This is a genomic window from Streptomyces humicola, from assembly GCF_024436035.1.
GTDB classification, from domain to species: domain Bacteria; phylum Actinomycetota; class Actinomycetes; order Streptomycetales; family Streptomycetaceae; genus Streptantibioticus_B; species Streptantibioticus_B humicola.
In genome coordinates this window covers 118,581-136,325 of the sequence record NZ_JANFNG010000012.1, presented here as the reverse complement: position 1 = coordinate 136,325, position 17,745 = coordinate 118,581, and the positions used below count along the sequence as shown (strand labels likewise).

The window sequence follows — 17,745 nt, the reverse complement described above, 5'->3', positions numbered from 1 at the left end:
GTTTTCATCCGGTCGCACACGGTGCTGGGTGCGAGCCGCCTGGACAGTTCCGCGACGAGGGCTTCGATGTCTTTTCGCTCCACACCCGCCGCCGTCTTGCTGCCCAAGCGGGGGGAGCAGGTGGATGCGGATGAAGCTCTCGTAGTTGCGGTAGGCGGGGCCGCTGCAGCCGTCGGTCCCGAGCCCGGTCGCTCGTCGCCTGCAGATAGAGCACGTCGTCGTCAAGCTGTGCCGTGAGCCACTGCGCTGTGCGCCGGTCCTGCGCGAAGGGTCCGGCCGGATCACGGAACCACTCCTCCCCCACCGCGGCAGTCATGTTCGCGGCGGCGATCTCCGCTGTCCTGCGCAGTGCACGCAGCCGGGTGGCCGCGGTGATCAGGCCTTCCCCGCCCGCCTGCAGCCGGGCGAGACCGCGTGCGGCGGCGAGGAACTCCTCGATCCGCTCCGGCGGCCGGCTGTGCAGCCGCATCAGATCGTCGAGCACCTCCTCGGCCTCGGCACGCAGCCCCCTGAACCCAGCGCCCGCGGCGTACACCCGCGCTTCATAGCGGAGTTTGGCGGCATGCAGCAGATAGCGGCCGAGCGCGGTGAGCCCGGGCTCTCCTTCGATCCATGTCCAGCCGTCGAGACGCGCCTCGCTGCTGCGGTGACCGACGACCACCAGCCGGCGGTCACCCTGCAGTCGGGCCTCCGGACCGATGCGCTGCTCCCACAGCAGGATTCCGTCGTGCGCCGCAGCGCAGGGCCCGCTCCATCCCGCCCGGGTGCCGGCCGGGTGCGGCGGCGCCGACCCGCGCAGGTCCGCGGTCAGCCGACGCGCTCCGCCGCCGCGCAGCGATCGCGAGCCGCCCAGCGCCCGGTACAGCCGTACGCCGCCCAGCGGCACCACATCGTCCCCCGGCGCCGGGCAGTGCCGGTCCCATATCGCCTCCAACTCCCGCCAGCCGCGCCCGTCAGAGGGCGCGAGCAGCGCGGTGAGACCGACGACGTCATGAGAGCGGAAGACGAAGGCCTGCCGGACCCCCGCGCCGGGTGCCTCCCTCGCCGCCAGGACCCGTACCGTGCTCCCGCGGCCGGGCGGCAGCGCCGCGGGCAGCTCGAGCGGCTCCAACCGGCCAGGGATCGCGCGCTCCATCCCGAGCCGTCCGCAGCCCTCCCATACCGCCTCCAGGTAGGAGCGGTCCGGCGCGTCTCGGTGCTCGACACGGTCGGCACGAAGGAAGAGATGGACGAGCAGGCTCGGGCTATGCACCGCCGGCTCCCCCGGGCTCCCGCGCACCGGCGTCGTCATTTCTGGAGATCGAGGAGCCGGACGGCGCCGCGCTCGACGAGACCATCGATAGGCTCCAGGACCTGGATGGACTGATCCCGGACGGCGATCCCGACCGCCATCACCTGCTGTCGACGCTCAGCGCGGCGCTCGTGCGCCGATTCGTGCGCGCCGGCGACATCGACGATCTGCTTGCGGCGCTCGACGCCAGCCGTACCGTCGTGACGATCGTCCCGGAAGACGACCCCTTCCACGCCAAGTACCGGCTCAACGTCGCCACGGACCTCGCCCGTCTCGGCCGGGTGACCGGCGATGACGCTCTGCTGGACGAGGCCGCCGCGATGGCACGGGACTGCGTCGAGGAGATACCGGCGGAGGATCCGGACCGACCGCTCGCTCTGCACAAGCTGGCGGTGCTGCTCACCGACCGGTATCTGCGCACCGGGGACACCGCGGATCTCGATGAGTCCGTGGCACACCGGCGGGCGGCTGTCGAGGGATGGCGGACGGTCCACGACACGGATCCGGCCGCCGTCGAGGACAAGGACCGCAGACTGTACCTGTCCGGGCTAATCCATGCGCTGCGGCTGCGCGCCGAGCGGTCCGGGGACGATTCCGACCCCTATCTCACCGAGGCGATCAAGGTGGGACGAGGACTGCTCGACGGCAGGGCCGACAGCCCGCTCGCGCCCGGCGCCTGCACCCTCTACGAGCAGGCGGCCGCCCAGCCCAACGCAAAACCGGAGAGCCGGGTCACGGCGGCCTATGCATGGGGCAGGGCGCGTGCCGAACTCGGCGAGTGGGACCGCGCGTTGCAGGGCTTCACCCAGGCGGTTGAGTTACTGCCGCTGCTGGCCCTGGTACGGCTGGGCCCCGCGGATCAGGCCGCCCTGCTGAACCGCCTGTGGGCACTCGCCGCCGAGGGCGCCGGCTGCGCGCTGCAGGCGGGGCAGCCGGAGAAGGCGCTGGAGCTGCTGGAGTACGGACGAGCCGTACTGGCGGAGCAGTTGACCGGTGCCGACGACGATCTGGTCCGGCTGCGCACACTCGACCCCGCGCTGGCGGAGAGATTCGAGCACCTTCGGGACGGGTTCGACGGGCAACGTCCGGCGACCCGCCACCAGTCCACGGTGATCTCCTGGAATGAGACGCTCCGCGCCATACGCGACATCCTCCCCGGGTTCCTCGAGCCGCCTCCGATACGGGAGCTGATCGCGGGGCTCGGCGAGCGCACTGTGGTGTTCGTCAACACCAGTGCCTACCGCAGCGATTGCATCGTTCTGCGGAGCGGCACCATCACCGTCGTACCCCTCCCTGAAGTGACGCGTGAGGAGTTCACCAACCAGGCGAGCCGCATGCTCAAAGCGGTCGCGTTCGCCATCGGCGGCAGAGGCCAGGAGGCGCGCCGGACCGGTGAGGAAGATCTGCGCGAGTTCCTGGAATGGCTGTGGACTCGTGTGGCCCGGCCCGCGCTCGAAGCGGCCGGATTTCTCACCGGCGCCCCGGCCGCCGACAGGGAGGGACGAGAGCTCCCGCGGCTGTGGTGGATACCCTGCGGGTTCACCGGTCATCTGCCGCTGCACGCCGCAGGAAGCCCCGGAGCCACGGGCGAATCCGTGCTCGACCACGTCGTCCCGTCCTATGCCCCGACCCTCCGCAGTCTGCTGCGGGAACCGGCCCCCGCTTCACCCGGCGAGGCGCAGGCCCCGCTCCTGCTGGTCGCCGCACCGCAGGACGGACTCCCCGGAATCGACCGGGAGATCGATGTGCTCCGCCGGCTGGTGGCGACCAAGCCGCTGGTGGGCGAGGACGCCACCGCGCAGGCGGTGAAGGAGCACCTGGCTCACCACCCGGTGGTGCACTTCGCCTGCCACGGGGTACTGGACCTGGACAACCCCGGCGAAAGCCGGTTGCTGCTGCCGACCGACCCCGGCGGCGGACTGACGGTCCGTGACCTGACCGCGTTGAGGCTGCCGCGTTCGCGCCTCGCCTATCTGTCGGCGTGCAGCACGGCGTTCCGTCCCATCTCCGCGCTGATGGACGAGCCGCTGACCTTGTCGACGGCGATACATCTCGCCGGCTTCCATAACGTCATCGGATCGCAGTGGACGGTTAACGACCTGGTCGCGGTCCGGCTGGTACGAACGGTGTATGCGCAGATGCGGAGCGACGAGGACTCCGGCGCGATCGACCCCGAGCGCAGCGCGGCCGCACTGCGCCGCGCGGTGATGCAACTGCGGCGGATGTACCCCGAACTGCCCAGCCTATGGGCTCCGCACGTGCACGTCGGCGGATGACGGGAACCGGATCCACCCCTCCGGGACCGCAACGTGTCTACCCGGCCGACTTCCACACCGCGCTCGCCGACGAGGGCATCGAGAACGTCCGAAGACCTCTGCGGCCTGCCCTACCGGCCAGACCCGGCGGCGCCAGCAATGGAACGGCCAGCCTCCCGGTGTCCGGTCACAAAAACGCACTACGTAAACCGGGCGGCCTGCGGCTGCAGGGCGGCGAGCGAGCTCAGACAACCCACGGCAACGAAGCCGCCCCTACCTATAGGAAAAGGCAACTCACGCACGTGTGAGCGCAACGTCCCCTCCCCGGGAGCAGGTCGAGGACCCGCTCCCGGGGCAAACCGCGCAGCCGCAGCCGCTGGGCGGTTCCCAGACCTACGACGGCTGGTCATTCCAGACCGACCCCCTCCAGCGCCCTTGCCCCGGAGAGCGGCCCGAAAGTGGACCTTTTGGAGATCACGCCCATCCAGCAAGAATCCAGCGTCCGTATTCCGAACATGCCGTAGCGGCACCAACAACAACGTCCCGACCTGCGCAAATTTGACTGACGTGACGTCAGATCATCCCGCAGAATCCAGCCACAACGTTCTGCGGAACGCAGCGAATACCGTCCATGACGCCTCCACCCACCGCCCTTGACCTGCGACTTCTCCCTATCGAGGGACGCCGGACAGGCATTAAACGTTGAAGCGGAACATCAACGACTCCGCTACGACCTGCATCCATCGGCCGTATCGGGACACGATCCAGCACGGATCCAGCATGCGGACGGACCGCCCGCCAGCCCCCGTCCCATCCCTGACCAGCTACGTCGTCGTCACGTATCCCGACTCGGCGGTGTAGACACCGGAAACGGCTCGAAGAGCACGACCATGTGTCCGCGGCCGGGCCTCAGGCCTCGTCGACCCGCGCCAGTACGAGGTCGAACCCGTTGCCCCGCGCGGCGACCACGAGGTCGATCGTCGCGCGGGTGATCGGGCTCCAGCAACGCTCCGACCGGCACGGGCGGAGAGACGACAGCGGATGGTCGCCGTTGGCGTACCACACCGTCTCCGGCCCGAGTGCCGCGATCACCTCGTCTTGCAGGGCCCGCAGCCTCGGGTCGGTGGGCGGGTCACTGCTGGATGGGTAGGAGAGTCCGGTGCCGAGGATGCCGGCGACCCAACCAGTGGCCTGGTCCAACCCGAACGGGGCCGATCGGTGAGGCGCTCGGTCAGCTCGTCAGCATCCGCGAGGGCCAAGGGGCAGACCGGGTTCAGGACCTCCCAGCAGACGTCGAACAAGGATCGGTCTTCGTCCGCCGGTCGCAGTGCCGCGGCCACCACGCCTACATTTGGGGTGGTCAGGCGCCGGGCCAGGCCGGTTCTTCAGCGGAGCTTGCTTCTTCGCCATGGCGTCACTGCGTGAACGCGCGCTTGTCGTCCAGCGGGTAGGCGGGGTTCGGCCCTTCCGGACGCTGGTAGCCCGCCTCTATCAGACGCCGGGTCAGGTATCCGGCCATCGCCGACAGCCAGCCCCCTGTGACAACCCCGGAGGCAGGAGCAGCCCAGCGCCGAGTGCGGTCATGGCCTTGGCAAGTTGGGCCTCCTGCAGGCACATCTCCAGCAGTTCGCTGATCTCGGCGACCGCGGCGGCGGCCTGGTACTCCCAGTGGTGGCGAAGTAGTCCGCGACGATGGCCTCGTAGTCCGGGTACCCTCCACCGTCGGCGCCGGGATGATCAGCGTCGGCGTCCTGATGGAAGTAGCCGAGCAGGGTGGACAGGATGGGCAGCCGCTCGCGCCACTCCCACCGGGTCTCGGGCACCGCAGGCTCGGGCAGCTCCCCGCCCTCGATGAACGCGACCAGGTGCGGAACAGTCAAGCGCAGGCAGTCGGCGGTGCAGCGATCTTCCAGGTGGCTTCGCTGTCGCCACCGACTGGCATAAATCGCTGCAGTAGCTCGGGCTGAGACGTCGTTATCTGTTGAGCCCACGTCTGCAATCTGGCTGGCGAGGCGAGGAAGATCTCTACCGACCAAATCCATCGTCGTGAATTCGGGAAATAGCGGCCTCCTGATAATCCCACAGTCCGCACTTTGTGCCACGTTCCAAGAACTCCCTTAGAGGCGCATAGCCCACGCCACCGGGAACGTCGATCGAGAACAGGCCTTCGAGTGACGTCTGCTTTATTGAGCAGTTCAATGAGGCAGCACCGTCCTTCAGCTCCTTCTCGACATCGCGACCGGCGACCTTGAAGGTGATGACCTGGATTGTTGAGTGGCCGCCCCACTCAAGCACCTCTTCCACCCACAGACCCTGCGAGGAACCGTGGTGGGCCACCCGAACTACATCACCTACTGCCAACCGTCGGGCGAAGGAAGGAGGAGACTCGAGCCTGTATTTGTGGTCTCCGACTTCTACTGCCTCCACTTCCTCTGAATTAAAGGGGGGCCAATTTCCGTCTCGATGCAAGCGAATGTGAATTACAGTCGAATCGCGCCGCGTCACTACTCACTGCTCCCGTCCCCACCTACCAAAGCTGTGGGCCGTCACTCTTCTGCCTGTTGCACACTCTACACAACGCTTGCCCGTTGCTGGGATCACCTGAGCCACCAAGCGACCTGGGGTCTTGGTGATCCACTTGCGCCTCTCTGGGGTCAGGGGTCACCCCACGTTGAGATTTCACCGGAACTTGGAGCTCAACGCTGCATTCCGGATTGGCGCATCGAGCGATTCCATCGGGTTGATCGTAAGCATTGCGTTGAATCACCTCATCCTTGCCCGCCGGCGTGAAGTTCTTTCCTGCCCGAGAACCAGGGGCCCCACCACGACCTTCAGTCGGTTCGAAACCCGGCCGCAGAGTGCATGCGTCGTTGTGTACGAGTACCGGAGTGGCGCCGGCGAGGACATAGTACGTGTGCAGTTGCTGGACGCTCAGGTTGTCCATGTCCGCAGCGCCAGGATGGGCGCGGACGGCGATGACCTGGACGTGGTGGTTGCTTGCGGTCTCGAGGCTCTGACCGGGCTTGAGGTTTCCGGCCGTGACCCACGCATGGAGGGTGTCATCCCAGAAGGGATGGTTCGCGGTGGTGTGGATGACGCTCGTGTCGTGGGAGCTGGTTTGGATGGTGAGGTCGACGAGGTCGTTGTCGTGGTGGACGACTCGGGCCGTTACCGTTTGTGAACCTTGATGCTTGCCGGTCGAGGGGTTTCCGGTCGCTACTTGGTCGCCTGGCTTGATCTTGCTGATGGGCTTGGTCTTGCCATCGGCCAGCAGAACGGGAGTCGACGGCGCGAAGCTGCATGCGCTTTCCATCGCGTCGGTCACGCCTTGGTCGGCGCCGTCTTCTAGTGCTCCTTCGCCGAGGAGGGCGACTTCGTCTTCGCCGCCGGTGCCGATAGTGAGGGCGACCATGCCGGCGGCCTGAGCGCAGCTTCCCCAGGTGGGGTTGGTGGCGCAGTCGACGACGTCCGATACACCGGATGCGTGGTAAAGGAAGTCGAAGATGCCGCCGGCGCCGCCGAGTCCGCCTGAGTTTGCGTTCTGGCCAGGGGTGCCGTTGGAGGTGGGCTGATAGCTCGAGTCGAACAGGCTTCCGAGGGTGCCGATCAGCTTCGCGTCGTGCCGTAGCGCGTCCCAGGGGTTGACCAAGGAACTGGCGTGGTCAACCTGGCCGCTGGGGCGAGCCCCTGGGTACTCGCCCAGGCCCATCAGCGCGGTCGGCGGCGGAGGCGGGGGCGGGGCGACCGGCTGGTAGGAGCCACCGCCACCGTTGCCGTATCCGGAGGAGCCGTCCCCGTAGCCGTCGCCGTATCCATCTCCGTAGTAGCCGCTGCCGTCGGAGATCGGTGTTGCGTAGGAGTCACCGCCGGTGGAGTAGTCGTTGCCCCCGGTGTAGACGAGGCCAGTCACGGCCGGCGCCTGCTGCACTCCAAATGCCTGGCTGCAGTCCACTCCGTACAGGCCCGTGCAGGAGTCGTCCTCCACCGGAGTTCCGGAGACGTCCTGCCATAGCTGGTAGAGATCGCCCGGTATGAACAACGGGTCCGCATCCGCCAACAGCCCTCCCAGCGAAGACCAGAAGCCGTGTCCGGTGGGGTCCGTGCCGTCGGTGGGGTCGTCGTTGGCGTAGGTGTAGGGGTTGGCGTTGACGGAGGGGGTGGGGGGTTGGTTGGTGGGGTCTTGGCTGGTGAAGTTGCCGGTGGCCGGGTCGTACCAGCGGCTGGCGGTGGCGACGCGGTTGGTCGTGGGATCGGTCCAGCCGCCTTGGTAGCCGAGGTCGTGCTGGGTGCCGGTGGTGGCGATGCTCTGGCCGTAGGGGTTGTAGGCAACCGAGCCGACGAGGGTGGTGCCGGTGGGGGTGAAGGTGGCGGTCAGGTCGTCGTGCTGGTCGGTGAAGGCGAGGGCTGCGCCGCTTGCGTTGCTGACGCTGAGGATTGACCCGTCGGGTCCTCGGTCGTAGGTGTCGGTGCCGTCGGACACGACGGTGTTGCTGGTGTCGTTGTAGGTGAAGGTGTTGCTGCCTGCGGTGGCGAGGCGGCCGATGGCGTCGTGGGTGTAGCTGGTGGTGCCGTCGGTGGCGAGTTGGTCGAAGGCGTCGTAGGTGAGGTTTTCGGTGGTGGAGCCGCCTGTGACCGAGGAGAGGGTGCCGCGGGCGGTGTAGCTGTAGTCGGTGGTCGTGGCGCCGTTGGTGCTGGAGGTCAGCTCGTCACGGGCGTTGTAGGTGGAGTTGGTGGTGGTGGAGCCGGTGGTGACGCTGGTGCGGTTGCCGGCGTTGTCGTAGCCGTAGGTGGTGGTGGTGCCGTTGTTCCAGGAGGCGAGGCGACCGGAGTCGTCGTAGGTATAGGTGTTGGCGGCGGCTGCGGCGGTGCCGGTGGTGGTCTGGTTGGTGACGTGGCTATCGGCGTCGTAGCCGTAGGCGATCGATGCTTCGGTGGTGCCGCCCGGGGCGGTGAGAGTGTCGCTGGTCAGCCGGTGCTGCGGGTCGTAGCCGAAGGACTGGCCGGCGGCGCTGCCGCCGTAGGCGATGCCGGTGACCTGGCTGGTGTTGTTGTAGCTGTAGGTGAGGGTGGCGTTGGTCAGCGGGTCGGTGGCGGTGGCCAGGCGGCCGTCGGTGTCGTAGGTGTAGCTGGTGCTTCCGGCCTTGTCGGTGCGTGAGGCGATCTGGCCGTCGGCGGTGTAGGCGTAGCTGGCGGTGCCGGAGGGGCCGGAGGCGGAGAGCAGCTTTCCGCGGTCGTCGTAGGTGAAGGTGTCGGTGCCGTTGGGTGCGCTGACGGAGGTGGTGCGGCCGTCGGCGTCGTAGCCGAAACTGCGCGTGGCCGTGGCGGCTTCCGCTCCGCTGCCGGCCTGGCTGGTCAGGCGGCCGTCGGCGTCGTAGCTGGCTGCGACGGTGACGCCGCCGGGGCGGGTCACGGTCGTGGGGTTGCTGTCGGCGTCGTAGGCGATGGTGGTGGTGCGGTCCGAGGCGTTGGGGTATGTCGGAGTGCTCGGCTGGATGGTGGATTCGGGCAGGCCGAGGGTGTTGTAGGTGGCGATGGTGGCGTTGCCGTTGCCGTCGGTGTAGCGGGTGCGGTTGCCGGCGGCGTCGTAGCCGAAGGTGGTGGTGATCGAGGCAGTGGCCGTAACGGGTTCGGTCTGCTGGGTCAGGAGGTTGGTGGCGTCGTAGGTGTAGGTGGTGGTGTTGCCGTTGGGGTCGGTGACGGAGGTCTTGTTGCCTGCCGGGTCGTAGCCGTAACCGGTGGTGGCCAGGGTCTTGCCGGTGGCATCGAGGTTTGCCGTTGCGGTGAGGTGTCCGGCGAGGTCGTAGGTGTCGGTGGTGGCGGTGCCGTCCGGGAGGGTGGTCTTGGTCAGCCGACCGTCGAGGTCGTAGGTGTTGGTGGTGGTGTTGTTCAGCGGGTCGGTGGTGGTGAGCTGGTCACCGGCGGTGTCGTAGGTGGCGGTGGACTTCTCGCCGCCGGGCAGGGTTATCGAGGTGCGGTTGTTCGCGTCGTCGTAACCGTAGGTGGTGGTGTCGGTGGTGGTGGAGGGCTGGCGGACGACTTGGCTGACGGTGAGGGTGCGGCCGAGGTCGTCGTAGGTGGTGGTCGTCTGCGCGCCGGTGGGGTCGGTGACGGACAGCTTCTCGCCGTCGGTGTCGTAGGTGGTGTGGGTGGTCGGCGAGGTGCCGTTCACCGCGGGCTGGACCGCCTGGGCGAGGTCGCCGAGCTGGTCGTAGGTGTAGCTGGTGGTGTTGCCGTTGCCGTCGGTGACCTGGCTGACCTGACCGGCCACGTTGTACTGCTGCGTGGTGGTGGGGGTGATGGCGGTGCTGGACCCGGGCGGGGTGTAGGCCGGGTCGGAGGTGGCGACCTTCTCGCTGTCCGCGTCGTAGGTGAAGGTGGTGATGTCGCCGTCAGGATTGTCGACCGAAGTCTGGTCACCGAAGGTGTCGTAGCCGTACAGCGTGATCGGGTGGACCTGCTGCGGGGTGCCCCCGTCGGTCTCCGCGTTCACCGTCGGCGCGGTGACCTGGCTCCGGTGGCCGGCAGCGTCGTAGGCGTAAGAGGTGGTGTAGTTCGTCGGGGTGCCGCCGGAGACGTTGCCGCGCGGGTCGGTGGTGGAGGTCAGCTGCCCGAGCTCGTCGTAGGTGTTGGTGGTGACGAGGTTGGTGGAGCCGTCGTGGACGGTCTGGGAAGTGACATCGCCGAGGGAGTCGTAGGCGTAGTCGGTCTGCTCGGTGGTGCTGCCTTCGGTGACGGCCTTCGAGGTGAGGTTGCCGTCCGCGTCGTAGCTGTTGGCGGTGGTCTTGTCCAGGCCGTAGGGGTCGAAAGTGGCCTTCGTGGTGCGGCCGGCCGGGTCGACGGTGTAGTCGGTTTCGATCAGCGCGGCGGTCTTCTGCTGCTCGATCAGGTGACCGGCCGCGTCGTAGCCGTCCTGCTCGAGGACCTTGGTGGTGGAGCCGCCCGGATTGTGGAAGTTGGCCAGGAAGCTCTGAATGAGCTGGTGGTTCCAGTTGTAGTAGTAGTCGGTGGTCCGCCCCATCGAGTCGGTGTCAGAGGCCACCCAGCCAGCCGGGTCGTACGCCTTGGAGTCCACCACCAAGGAGGTGGGCGAGGAAGGGTTTTCCGGGTCGCCGGTGTAGTTGGTCAGCGTCGTGGTGAGCAGCTCACCGGTCGGCGAGTAGGCGTAGGTATAGGCGTTGCCGTTCGGGTCGGTCTCCGAGGTGCGGTTGCCGTAGGCGTCGTAGCCGTAGGTGGTCTCGCGGCCCGCGGGGTCGGTGACCGAGGCCTCCTGGTTGTAGGCGTTGTACGTCCAGCTCGTGGTGCGGGTGGCGTCCTTGCCGGTGGTGTCGGCGACGGCCTTGGAGGTGGTGTTGCCGTCGGCGTCGTAGGTGTAGGTGGTCTGCGGGGTGTGGGTGGTGCCGGTGACGGCGTCCGTGGTGGCCGGTCCCGTCTGGGTGACCATGCGGTCCTGGGCGTCGTAGGTGTAGCTCGTGGTGACGCCGTTCGGGTAGGTGTCCGAGACTTGTGTCTGGGTGAGGCGGCGGCCGAGATTGTCAAAGGTGTAGGTGGTCTTCAGCCCTGAGGGCGAGGTCACCTGGGCAAGGTCGCCTGAGCTGTCGTACGCGTAGGTGGTGGTATTGCCGTTTGCGTCCTTGGCGGAAGCCGTCAGACCTGGCGGTTCGGTGCCGCCGCCGATCGCGGACTCGGTTCCCGCCGTGTAGGTCTTGGTGGTGACATCCCCGTCCGGGTTGGTCGTGGTGAGCGGGTCTCCGGTCGAGGAGTAGGTGTAGGTGGTGGCGTAGGTGGTATCGGTGGAGCTGGCCGAGCGCGGGTCGGCGTAGGAGGTGGGCTCGTCGTTGCGCGGGTCGGTCACGCTGTAGGTGCCGGACGCCGGGTAGTTCCAGTAGCTGGTGGTGGTGTCGCCGTGCATGTCGCTCGTGGTGCGCGACAGCACGTCCCCGCGCGCGTTGTAGGTGGTGGCGGTGTAGTTGCCGTCCGGGTCGGTGACGGTGTTCTGGAAGCCGCCGGTGTCGTAGCTGTAGGAGGTGGTGTAGCCGAGCGCGTTGGTGACCGATATCAGCCGGGAGTCGTTGTCCGGGTCATACCGGTAAGTGAGCGTCTTGCCCGTCGGGTCGGTCACGGTAACGGCAGTGACCGGGGTGGCGCCGTTGGAGGTGCCGCGGGCGGCGTACTGCGCCGCCACCGTGGTGGAGTTGAGGGCCTGGTTGAAGGTGGAGACCTCGGCTATCTCGCCGTTGAAGTAGCCCTGCGGGTTGTTCGACGGCAGTGCGGGCCAGGCCCCGGACAAATAGCCGGCGCCGATGGAGACGTAGGACTGGCCGGTGAAGTCCAGCTGCTGCCCGGTGCGGGTGTCGGCCTGTTTGCCGTCCAGATTCAGCGTCTGCTCGCCGTCGGTGTTTACGGTGAGCACGACCTGGTGCCAGTTGCCGTCGTTGACCGTGCCAGGTGACTTCATGGGTGAGAGGAGGTCATCCCACCACTGCCCGTACAGGTGGCCGTCGGAGCCGACGTACAGGGCCGGGGTGTAGCTCCCCGAGGGTGTGGTGCCGATCGCGGTGGACTGGTAGCTGAATAGCGTCTCACCGGCTGTGGAGGTCTTGAACCACAGCTCGACGGAGAAGTTCGCCGAGAGCTGGCCGCTGTAGATCGTGGTGGACGGCAGCGACACGTATGAGCTGGTGCCGTTGAACGAGGCGGCGGTCTCCGGGCTGCCGGTGAACAGGCCCGGAGCACCGAGGGTGACGTTGTTGTAGGTCGCGGGACCGGAGGACCACCAGTTGGAGGCCGTGGTGCCGGCGACCTCGTTGGCGGCCTGGGTTCCGGAGGTGTCCTGGAAGCGCCAGTAGTTCGGGGCCGCCTGGGAGATGACCGCATCCCGGTAGTAGGCGCCCGACCCCGTGGTGGTCGGATCCGACAGCTTCCACGTGCCGCCGTTGTTGTCGGTGATCTGGGTGGCCCGGTCGCGCACCGCGTCGTAGGTGGCGGCCATCTGCGTCTTGCCCGAAGGCAGGGTAATGCCGGTCAGCTCGGTGGCCGGGGTGGTGCCGGCCGTGTACTGCTGCTGGACCGCCGGCAGCCCGAGGGTGTGGGTGTAGAAGGCGGCCTCGGCGATGGTGCCGTTGAAGTACGTGGGGTATCCGGTGTTGCTGGAGGTGTTGTAGTGGGGCTCGTCCGGCCAGCCACCGCCGAGGAAACCGGTGCCGATGGCGTCCACCGGCTGCCCCGTCACCTGCACCTGCCCCGACAGGGTGCCGACCAGGGCGCCGTCCAGGTAGAGCGACTGCGTGTTCCCAGCGGCCGAAAGGACGACGTAGTGCCACTTGCCGTCCGCCACCGAACCGGAGGTGGCAATCGGGGAGACGCTGTTCTCCCACAGCTCGCCGTACAGCTTGCCGGAGGTGCCGACGTACAGGGCCGGGGTGTAGTTACCGGGGGTGGAGCTGTTGGTCAGCGCGTCCTTCTGGTAGGAGAACAGCACACCGGAGCCACTGGTCTTGAACCACATCCCGACCGAGGTATAGGTCGCAGACGTCAGCAGGCTGTTCGGCAGGGACACGTAACCGCTGGAGCCGTTGAACGTGGCCGCGGTGGTCGGCGAGCCGGGCAGCGGCCCGGCCGCGCCGAGAGTCACACCGCCGGTGTAGGTGCCGTCGTCGTTGCCCTCGTTGACCGCGACCTCGCTGGCTGCCGTGGTACCGGAGGACTCGCCCAGCCTCCAGTAGGAAGAGGGGTTGGCGTCCAGTACAGCTGAGCGGTAGTGCGAGCCGGAGGACGAGCCGGAGGTGTAGGAGTAGGCGGTGCACGCCGTGGAGGAGGTGGGCGGACACACCCCGGTCAGGTTGTTGCCGCTGTAGGAGTACGTCCAGGTCTCGGCCGCGCCACCGGAGGTGGCTGGGTCGGTCGCCACCTGGGTGACGTGACCGCTGCCCCAGGTGAAGTGCAGCGACCGGTTGCTACCGGTGTTGGTGACCGTGGCCAGCGTGCCGTCGGAGTTGTAGGTGAGAGTCTCGCTCCGCCCGTCCGCGTCCGTGATCTTCGTCAGCTTCCAGACCGTACCGGACTGCTCGCCGAAGGTGTACGTGGTCCCCGACTTGTCCGTGAGGGTGTAGCCACCGCCGCTGACCGTCTGGAAGGTGGCATAGGTGCCCTGAGGAGGGGAGAACGTGCTTCCATCCGCGTTCAGTCCGTACCGCTCCTGCTGGCCGTTGGCCATGGTGACCACGACCGCGCCGGTTCCGTCGTTATCGGGCGCTGCGGACATGTCGTACGTCGTCGACCATCCGGCGCCGAACAGGTTGCTGGTGCGCGGATCGAGGGAATTGTAGGAGCGCGCCACTGACAGCGCCGGTCCGACCACGGACACGTTCGCATCGGTGGCGGAGGTGGTGTAGTTCCCGACCCTTGGGTCGAAGGTCTTGCCGTTCGGCCCTTGTGCTGCCGCACCGAGGTGTGAGGTGATCAGCGGCTGGGGAACGGTCGTCGTGAAGTACGACGGGGCACTCCACGCACTGGAAGAGAGCGTGTCGTTGTCGGAGACCTGCCAGTAGTACGACTGGTTCCAGGACAGCTTGCCTGATGGCACCACCCAGTGCGTTGCGCTGATCGAGCCGGAGTCGACCACCAGCGACGGGGAGCCGGCGGTGGGGTTGGTGTAGATACGGAAGTCGTAGGTCAGGCCCTTGCCCGGGTAGTTGTCCGGGTCATGGCCGGAGGCGAAGAGCTCCGGTGTGAGGCTGCCGAGCGCTACGTTCGAGGGTGGCGAGGTGGAGTCGATCTGTGGCGGTGCGTTTGCCGAGTTGATCTCATAGCACGCATACGTGACGTGGTAGGTGAAGTAGAACGAGGTGTTCCCGTTCAGATACATGTCCCAGCACACGTAGTACTGGCCGGGGGTGATCGGGCCGATCGACCCAGTCATCGACACACTGGAGTTCGGGTTAACCGTGGACGGGACCGAAACGCGCGGCGAGATCGCGCTGATTGACGACCAGGAGCTGCTGTACACGTCGTCGGACAGCGTCATGTTCGACGACGTCCACGCCGACGTGCCCCGATTGGTGACGTTGACGTTCATCGAGCCGTAGGTGTTGGCCGTGGGCTCGGTGTAGTTCTGGCTCGGGATGTTGTAGTCGGCCCCGTAGGTGCTGTAGGTGACCGACAGGTACGGCGGGTAGGAGGAGTTGACGGAGGCGAACTGCTTCCACGCCGCCACGACCGAGTTGTTCGCGGTCAGCGCCAAGCCCTCGTTGTAGGTGCCATGGGCCCAACCCTCCAGCAGCTTCACCCCGGAGGCCTGGTCGGTATCGCCCAGGTCGATGCTGTGCCAGGACGAGCCGCCGCAGCTGGCGCCGGCCTCGAAGCTCGCCGACCCGATCGGCGAACCGTACGACAACCCGGGATAGTTGGCGATCTGGCTGACGTTCCAGCCGCTGGTGATCGGCGAAACGTAGACCGGCTCGGCCGTGCAGCCCCCGGACCACACATCGTCCAGGTACAACGATGCCTGCTCGATGTAGTCGTTCTGGAACGTCGACCCGAACGACCAGTTCAGCACATAACTGTTGGCCTTGTGCGCGCCTCCGTCGTAGGAGCCGACCTTCAGCGTCGAGTCAGTGGAGAAGTTGATGTCGTAGGGCGTCTCCACATAGGTGCTGGAGGAGGCGTTGAGGTTAGTCGGGTCCACCTTGACCGGGAAGACGCGCGCCTTGTCGTGCAGCCACGACGTATCCAGCGACACCCGCAGCGCCGGGGCACCGTTCACTGTGGTCAGGCTGTAGGCCACCCCGGTCGACATCGCGCCCTCGCCAGAGACCTGACCGATGTTGGAGTCCTCCATGTAACCGTGCGGAATCGTCGCACGCACGGCGCCGGAGGCGTCCTTGAACACCACGCTGCCGTCTGAAGTGAGTGAGGGGGTCAAGCCGGTTAGGTGGAGAGGGAACACCCAGGTCGTCGGGGCCGAGGCGTCGTGCAGGAGCAGGGTTTCCTTCACCCCGCTCGAGGTGACCGCGTACTGCAGATCCGAAGCGGTCGCGATCGCGGGGTAGGTGATCGTGCTCCCCGACGCCTGCCCCGTCACGGCAGCGGCGCCCTGCAGCGAGTAGCCGACCTGCTCATTCGCCGACGGACCGTAGGAGACCAGGAGAGGATCGTTTCCGCTACCAGCGAAGCTCGCCGACGGCGAATCCGCCCGCTCGGCCCACCTGCCATCCGAACCCTTCACCAGGGTGTTGTCGATGTCCGCCCAGGTGCCGTTCGCGGTGCGGTAGTGCACCGGACGGGGGTAGACCCGGGCGGTGTACGTGCCGTCCGGGTTCTGGAACACCGAGGTGTTCGCGGTGCGGTCCTTGACCACCTCCACGCCGCTGGCCTTCGGCCCCGGAAGGTGCGGATCCCCCTGCGGCGCCGTCGAATTCGCCCTCGCGGCGTGCTGCTGAGCCTGCTTCAGCAAAGCGGCACGCACCTGCGCCGGAGGCGTGACCTGCTTGGCGACAGTCGTGCCCTTGGGGGTGAAGGAGCCTTGTTCCTTCGATGGCGGCAGGTGCGTCGACGAGGATGGCAAAGCTCCCGGGACCGGCTTGGCCTTCGGGCTCGACGCGCTCCGGCTCGCCCGCAGAGCTGCCGACCTCACCTGGTGCGCCAACCCCGCCGCCGACCCGGTCCGCTGCTGCGGAAGCACCGCAGAGCCTGACGCCACGGCGTGCTCGACGATGACCGCCTGCGCAGGCTGCGTTGCCAGCGTCACGAGCAGCACGCCGCTCACGACGGTCGCCATCCACCGCAGCCAACGCCGCTGCACACCGCAGCCGAGGGAAGCGATGAACGCCAACCCCCTGACCACACAAGACGACACACCAACAGCCCGGCGACTCATCGCAGAACCCCCACACAAGGCACAAGCGCCCCTCCTGTGGAGGCGCAGCGGCCAAGTTGTACCCGTGCTTTGACGGTTCGGCAACGATTCATCGACAAACAGTCATAATGACCCGGCATGATCACACACGTTTGCACCCGATTTGCCCTCGGCGATCTTTGCCAAACCTTGGCGGCCGCCCGCCCCCCGCGCCAGAGTCACATTGAGACTCACAGAAGATCGAGGAGAGTGGCCGGCCTCCCGCACCGCCGTCCCATCAGTCGATGTGGTAAAACCTGGCTGGCTCCGTGCTCCCGACCTGCGCGTCGTACGCGAGGCCCGCACCGATTGGAGCCCGATGCTGTTCCCGCAAAGACGCCTGCGTGGGTGGCCACCTAGTGCCACAAACACCGCTCCATCAAGCAGGCAGGCTCGGCATCCGCACCTCTCCAGGGACATCGCACCTCTGCAGCAAGTGGGCGGAAAAACAGAAATGCCGAACCCAGAAGCAAACCACGGTCACACCGACCAGAAAGTATCAAGCTACTTTCGAATCCACATCGGGAGCGCCACGTGAACCTTCCTTTCAGTCTTCAAAATCGCCCTCGACAGGCCCGACTGACGGCTGCCCTAGGCGCACTGATCACCGTGGGTCTGCTGACATGGCTTGCTTTTTCCGTGTTGACAGGTCCGCAGACCCCACGGATCGTCGCCAACAATGTCTCAAGAAATTTCCGCACCTGCCTGATCAACGATCAGCACGATGCCGCTATGACCCCGTCCGTCTGGTCGGCCGTGCAGGAAGCCGCTCAGGGCGCCGCAATCAACGCGCAGCACATCGTGGTCCCGGACACCGGAAATGCAGCGCCGCTCCCCTATGTCAACAGCCTTATGCAGCGTCACTGCGGACTGATAATCTCCGTAGGACCCGATCTGCACGATGCCATAGTCACAGCGGCTCAGCACAACCCGCGCCAGCAATTCGTCAGCATCGGTCAACCCATCAAGCTGCCCAACATGCACAGCTTTTCATCGGCCAGCCAGTCGACCATCAGCAGTATGGTTCGAGGAGCCGCCCACCCCCAGTCACCCCACCGGGCCTGAGTATCAGGCGGGCGGAACCCGGACGGCAGCGCCCCAAGAATGGCCTGTCCATCAGGGCTATGGCAGCCTGGCCGTGTACGGCTCTCGTAGGTTGGCGCTCTTCGCGGGGCCCACAGAGCAGTGGGGCCGAGCCCCGGTCACCGGGCCGGCCTGGAGCAGCACGCCAACGCCGAACGCCCTCCTCCACCACTCGACTTATGATCTGCCTGCTATCGTTCCCGTGCCCGCCCCCCACCGGGTGA

At 67.0% G+C, this 17,745-nt stretch carries 7 protein-coding genes; 2 read left to right on the top strand and 5 right to left on the bottom strand.

Features of this window, described 5'->3' with window-relative positions:
- Positions 1–4 precede the first annotated feature (4 nt).
- A complete protein-coding gene (locus NGB36_RS17355; RefSeq protein ID WP_255921207.1) occupies positions 5–1,252 on the bottom strand; it encodes a CATRA conflict system CASPASE/TPR repeat-associated protein in 1,248 nt (415 codons plus the stop codon).
- Positions 1,253–1,422: 170 nt separating this feature from the next.
- Between NGB36_RS17355 and NGB36_RS33455 the strand changes: the two genes are divergently transcribed.
- The gene (locus NGB36_RS33455; RefSeq protein WP_255921206.1) at positions 1,423–3,567 is read left to right on the top strand and encodes a CHAT domain-containing protein; all 2,145 of its coding nucleotides are present in this window, start codon (positions 1,423–1,425) and stop codon (positions 3,565–3,567) included.
- An 888-nt stretch (positions 3,568–4,455) separates the two neighbouring features.
- On the opposite strand, the gene NGB36_RS17345 is transcribed toward NGB36_RS33455, so the two are convergent.
- The 4 genes from NGB36_RS17345 to NGB36_RS17330 all read right to left on the bottom strand — a co-directional run bounded on the left by NGB36_RS17345 (position 4,456) and on the right by NGB36_RS17330 (position 16,321).
- Complete coding sequence (locus NGB36_RS17345) at positions 4,456–4,746, bottom strand: hypothetical protein (protein ID WP_255921205.1); 291 nt, start codon at positions 4,744–4,746, stop codon at positions 4,456–4,458.
- A gap of 380 nt (positions 4,747–5,126) precedes the next feature.
- Positions 5,127–5,426 (bottom strand): hypothetical protein, encoded by a 300-nt coding sequence (locus NGB36_RS17340; RefSeq protein ID WP_255921204.1) that lies wholly within the window; start codon positions 5,424–5,426, stop codon positions 5,127–5,129.
- Between the two features lie 145 nt (positions 5,427–5,571).
- A complete protein-coding gene (locus NGB36_RS17335; protein ID WP_255921203.1) occupies positions 5,572–5,973 on the bottom strand; it encodes a DUF4265 domain-containing protein in 402 nt (133 codons plus the stop codon).
- Between the two features lie 100 nt (positions 5,974–6,073).
- Complete coding sequence (locus tag NGB36_RS17330) at positions 6,074–16,321, bottom strand: LamG-like jellyroll fold domain-containing protein (protein ID WP_255921202.1); 10,248 nt, start codon at positions 16,319–16,321, stop codon at positions 6,074–6,076.
- Between the two features lie 651 nt (positions 16,322–16,972).
- Here NGB36_RS17330 and NGB36_RS17325 point away from each other — a divergent pair.
- Positions 16,973–17,503 carry a type 1 periplasmic-binding domain-containing protein gene (locus NGB36_RS17325; RefSeq protein WP_255921201.1) on the top strand — a complete coding sequence of 177 codons (531 nt, stop codon included), beginning with the start codon at positions 16,973–16,975 and terminating at the stop codon, positions 17,501–17,503.
- Positions 17,504–17,745: the final 242 nt, after the last annotated feature.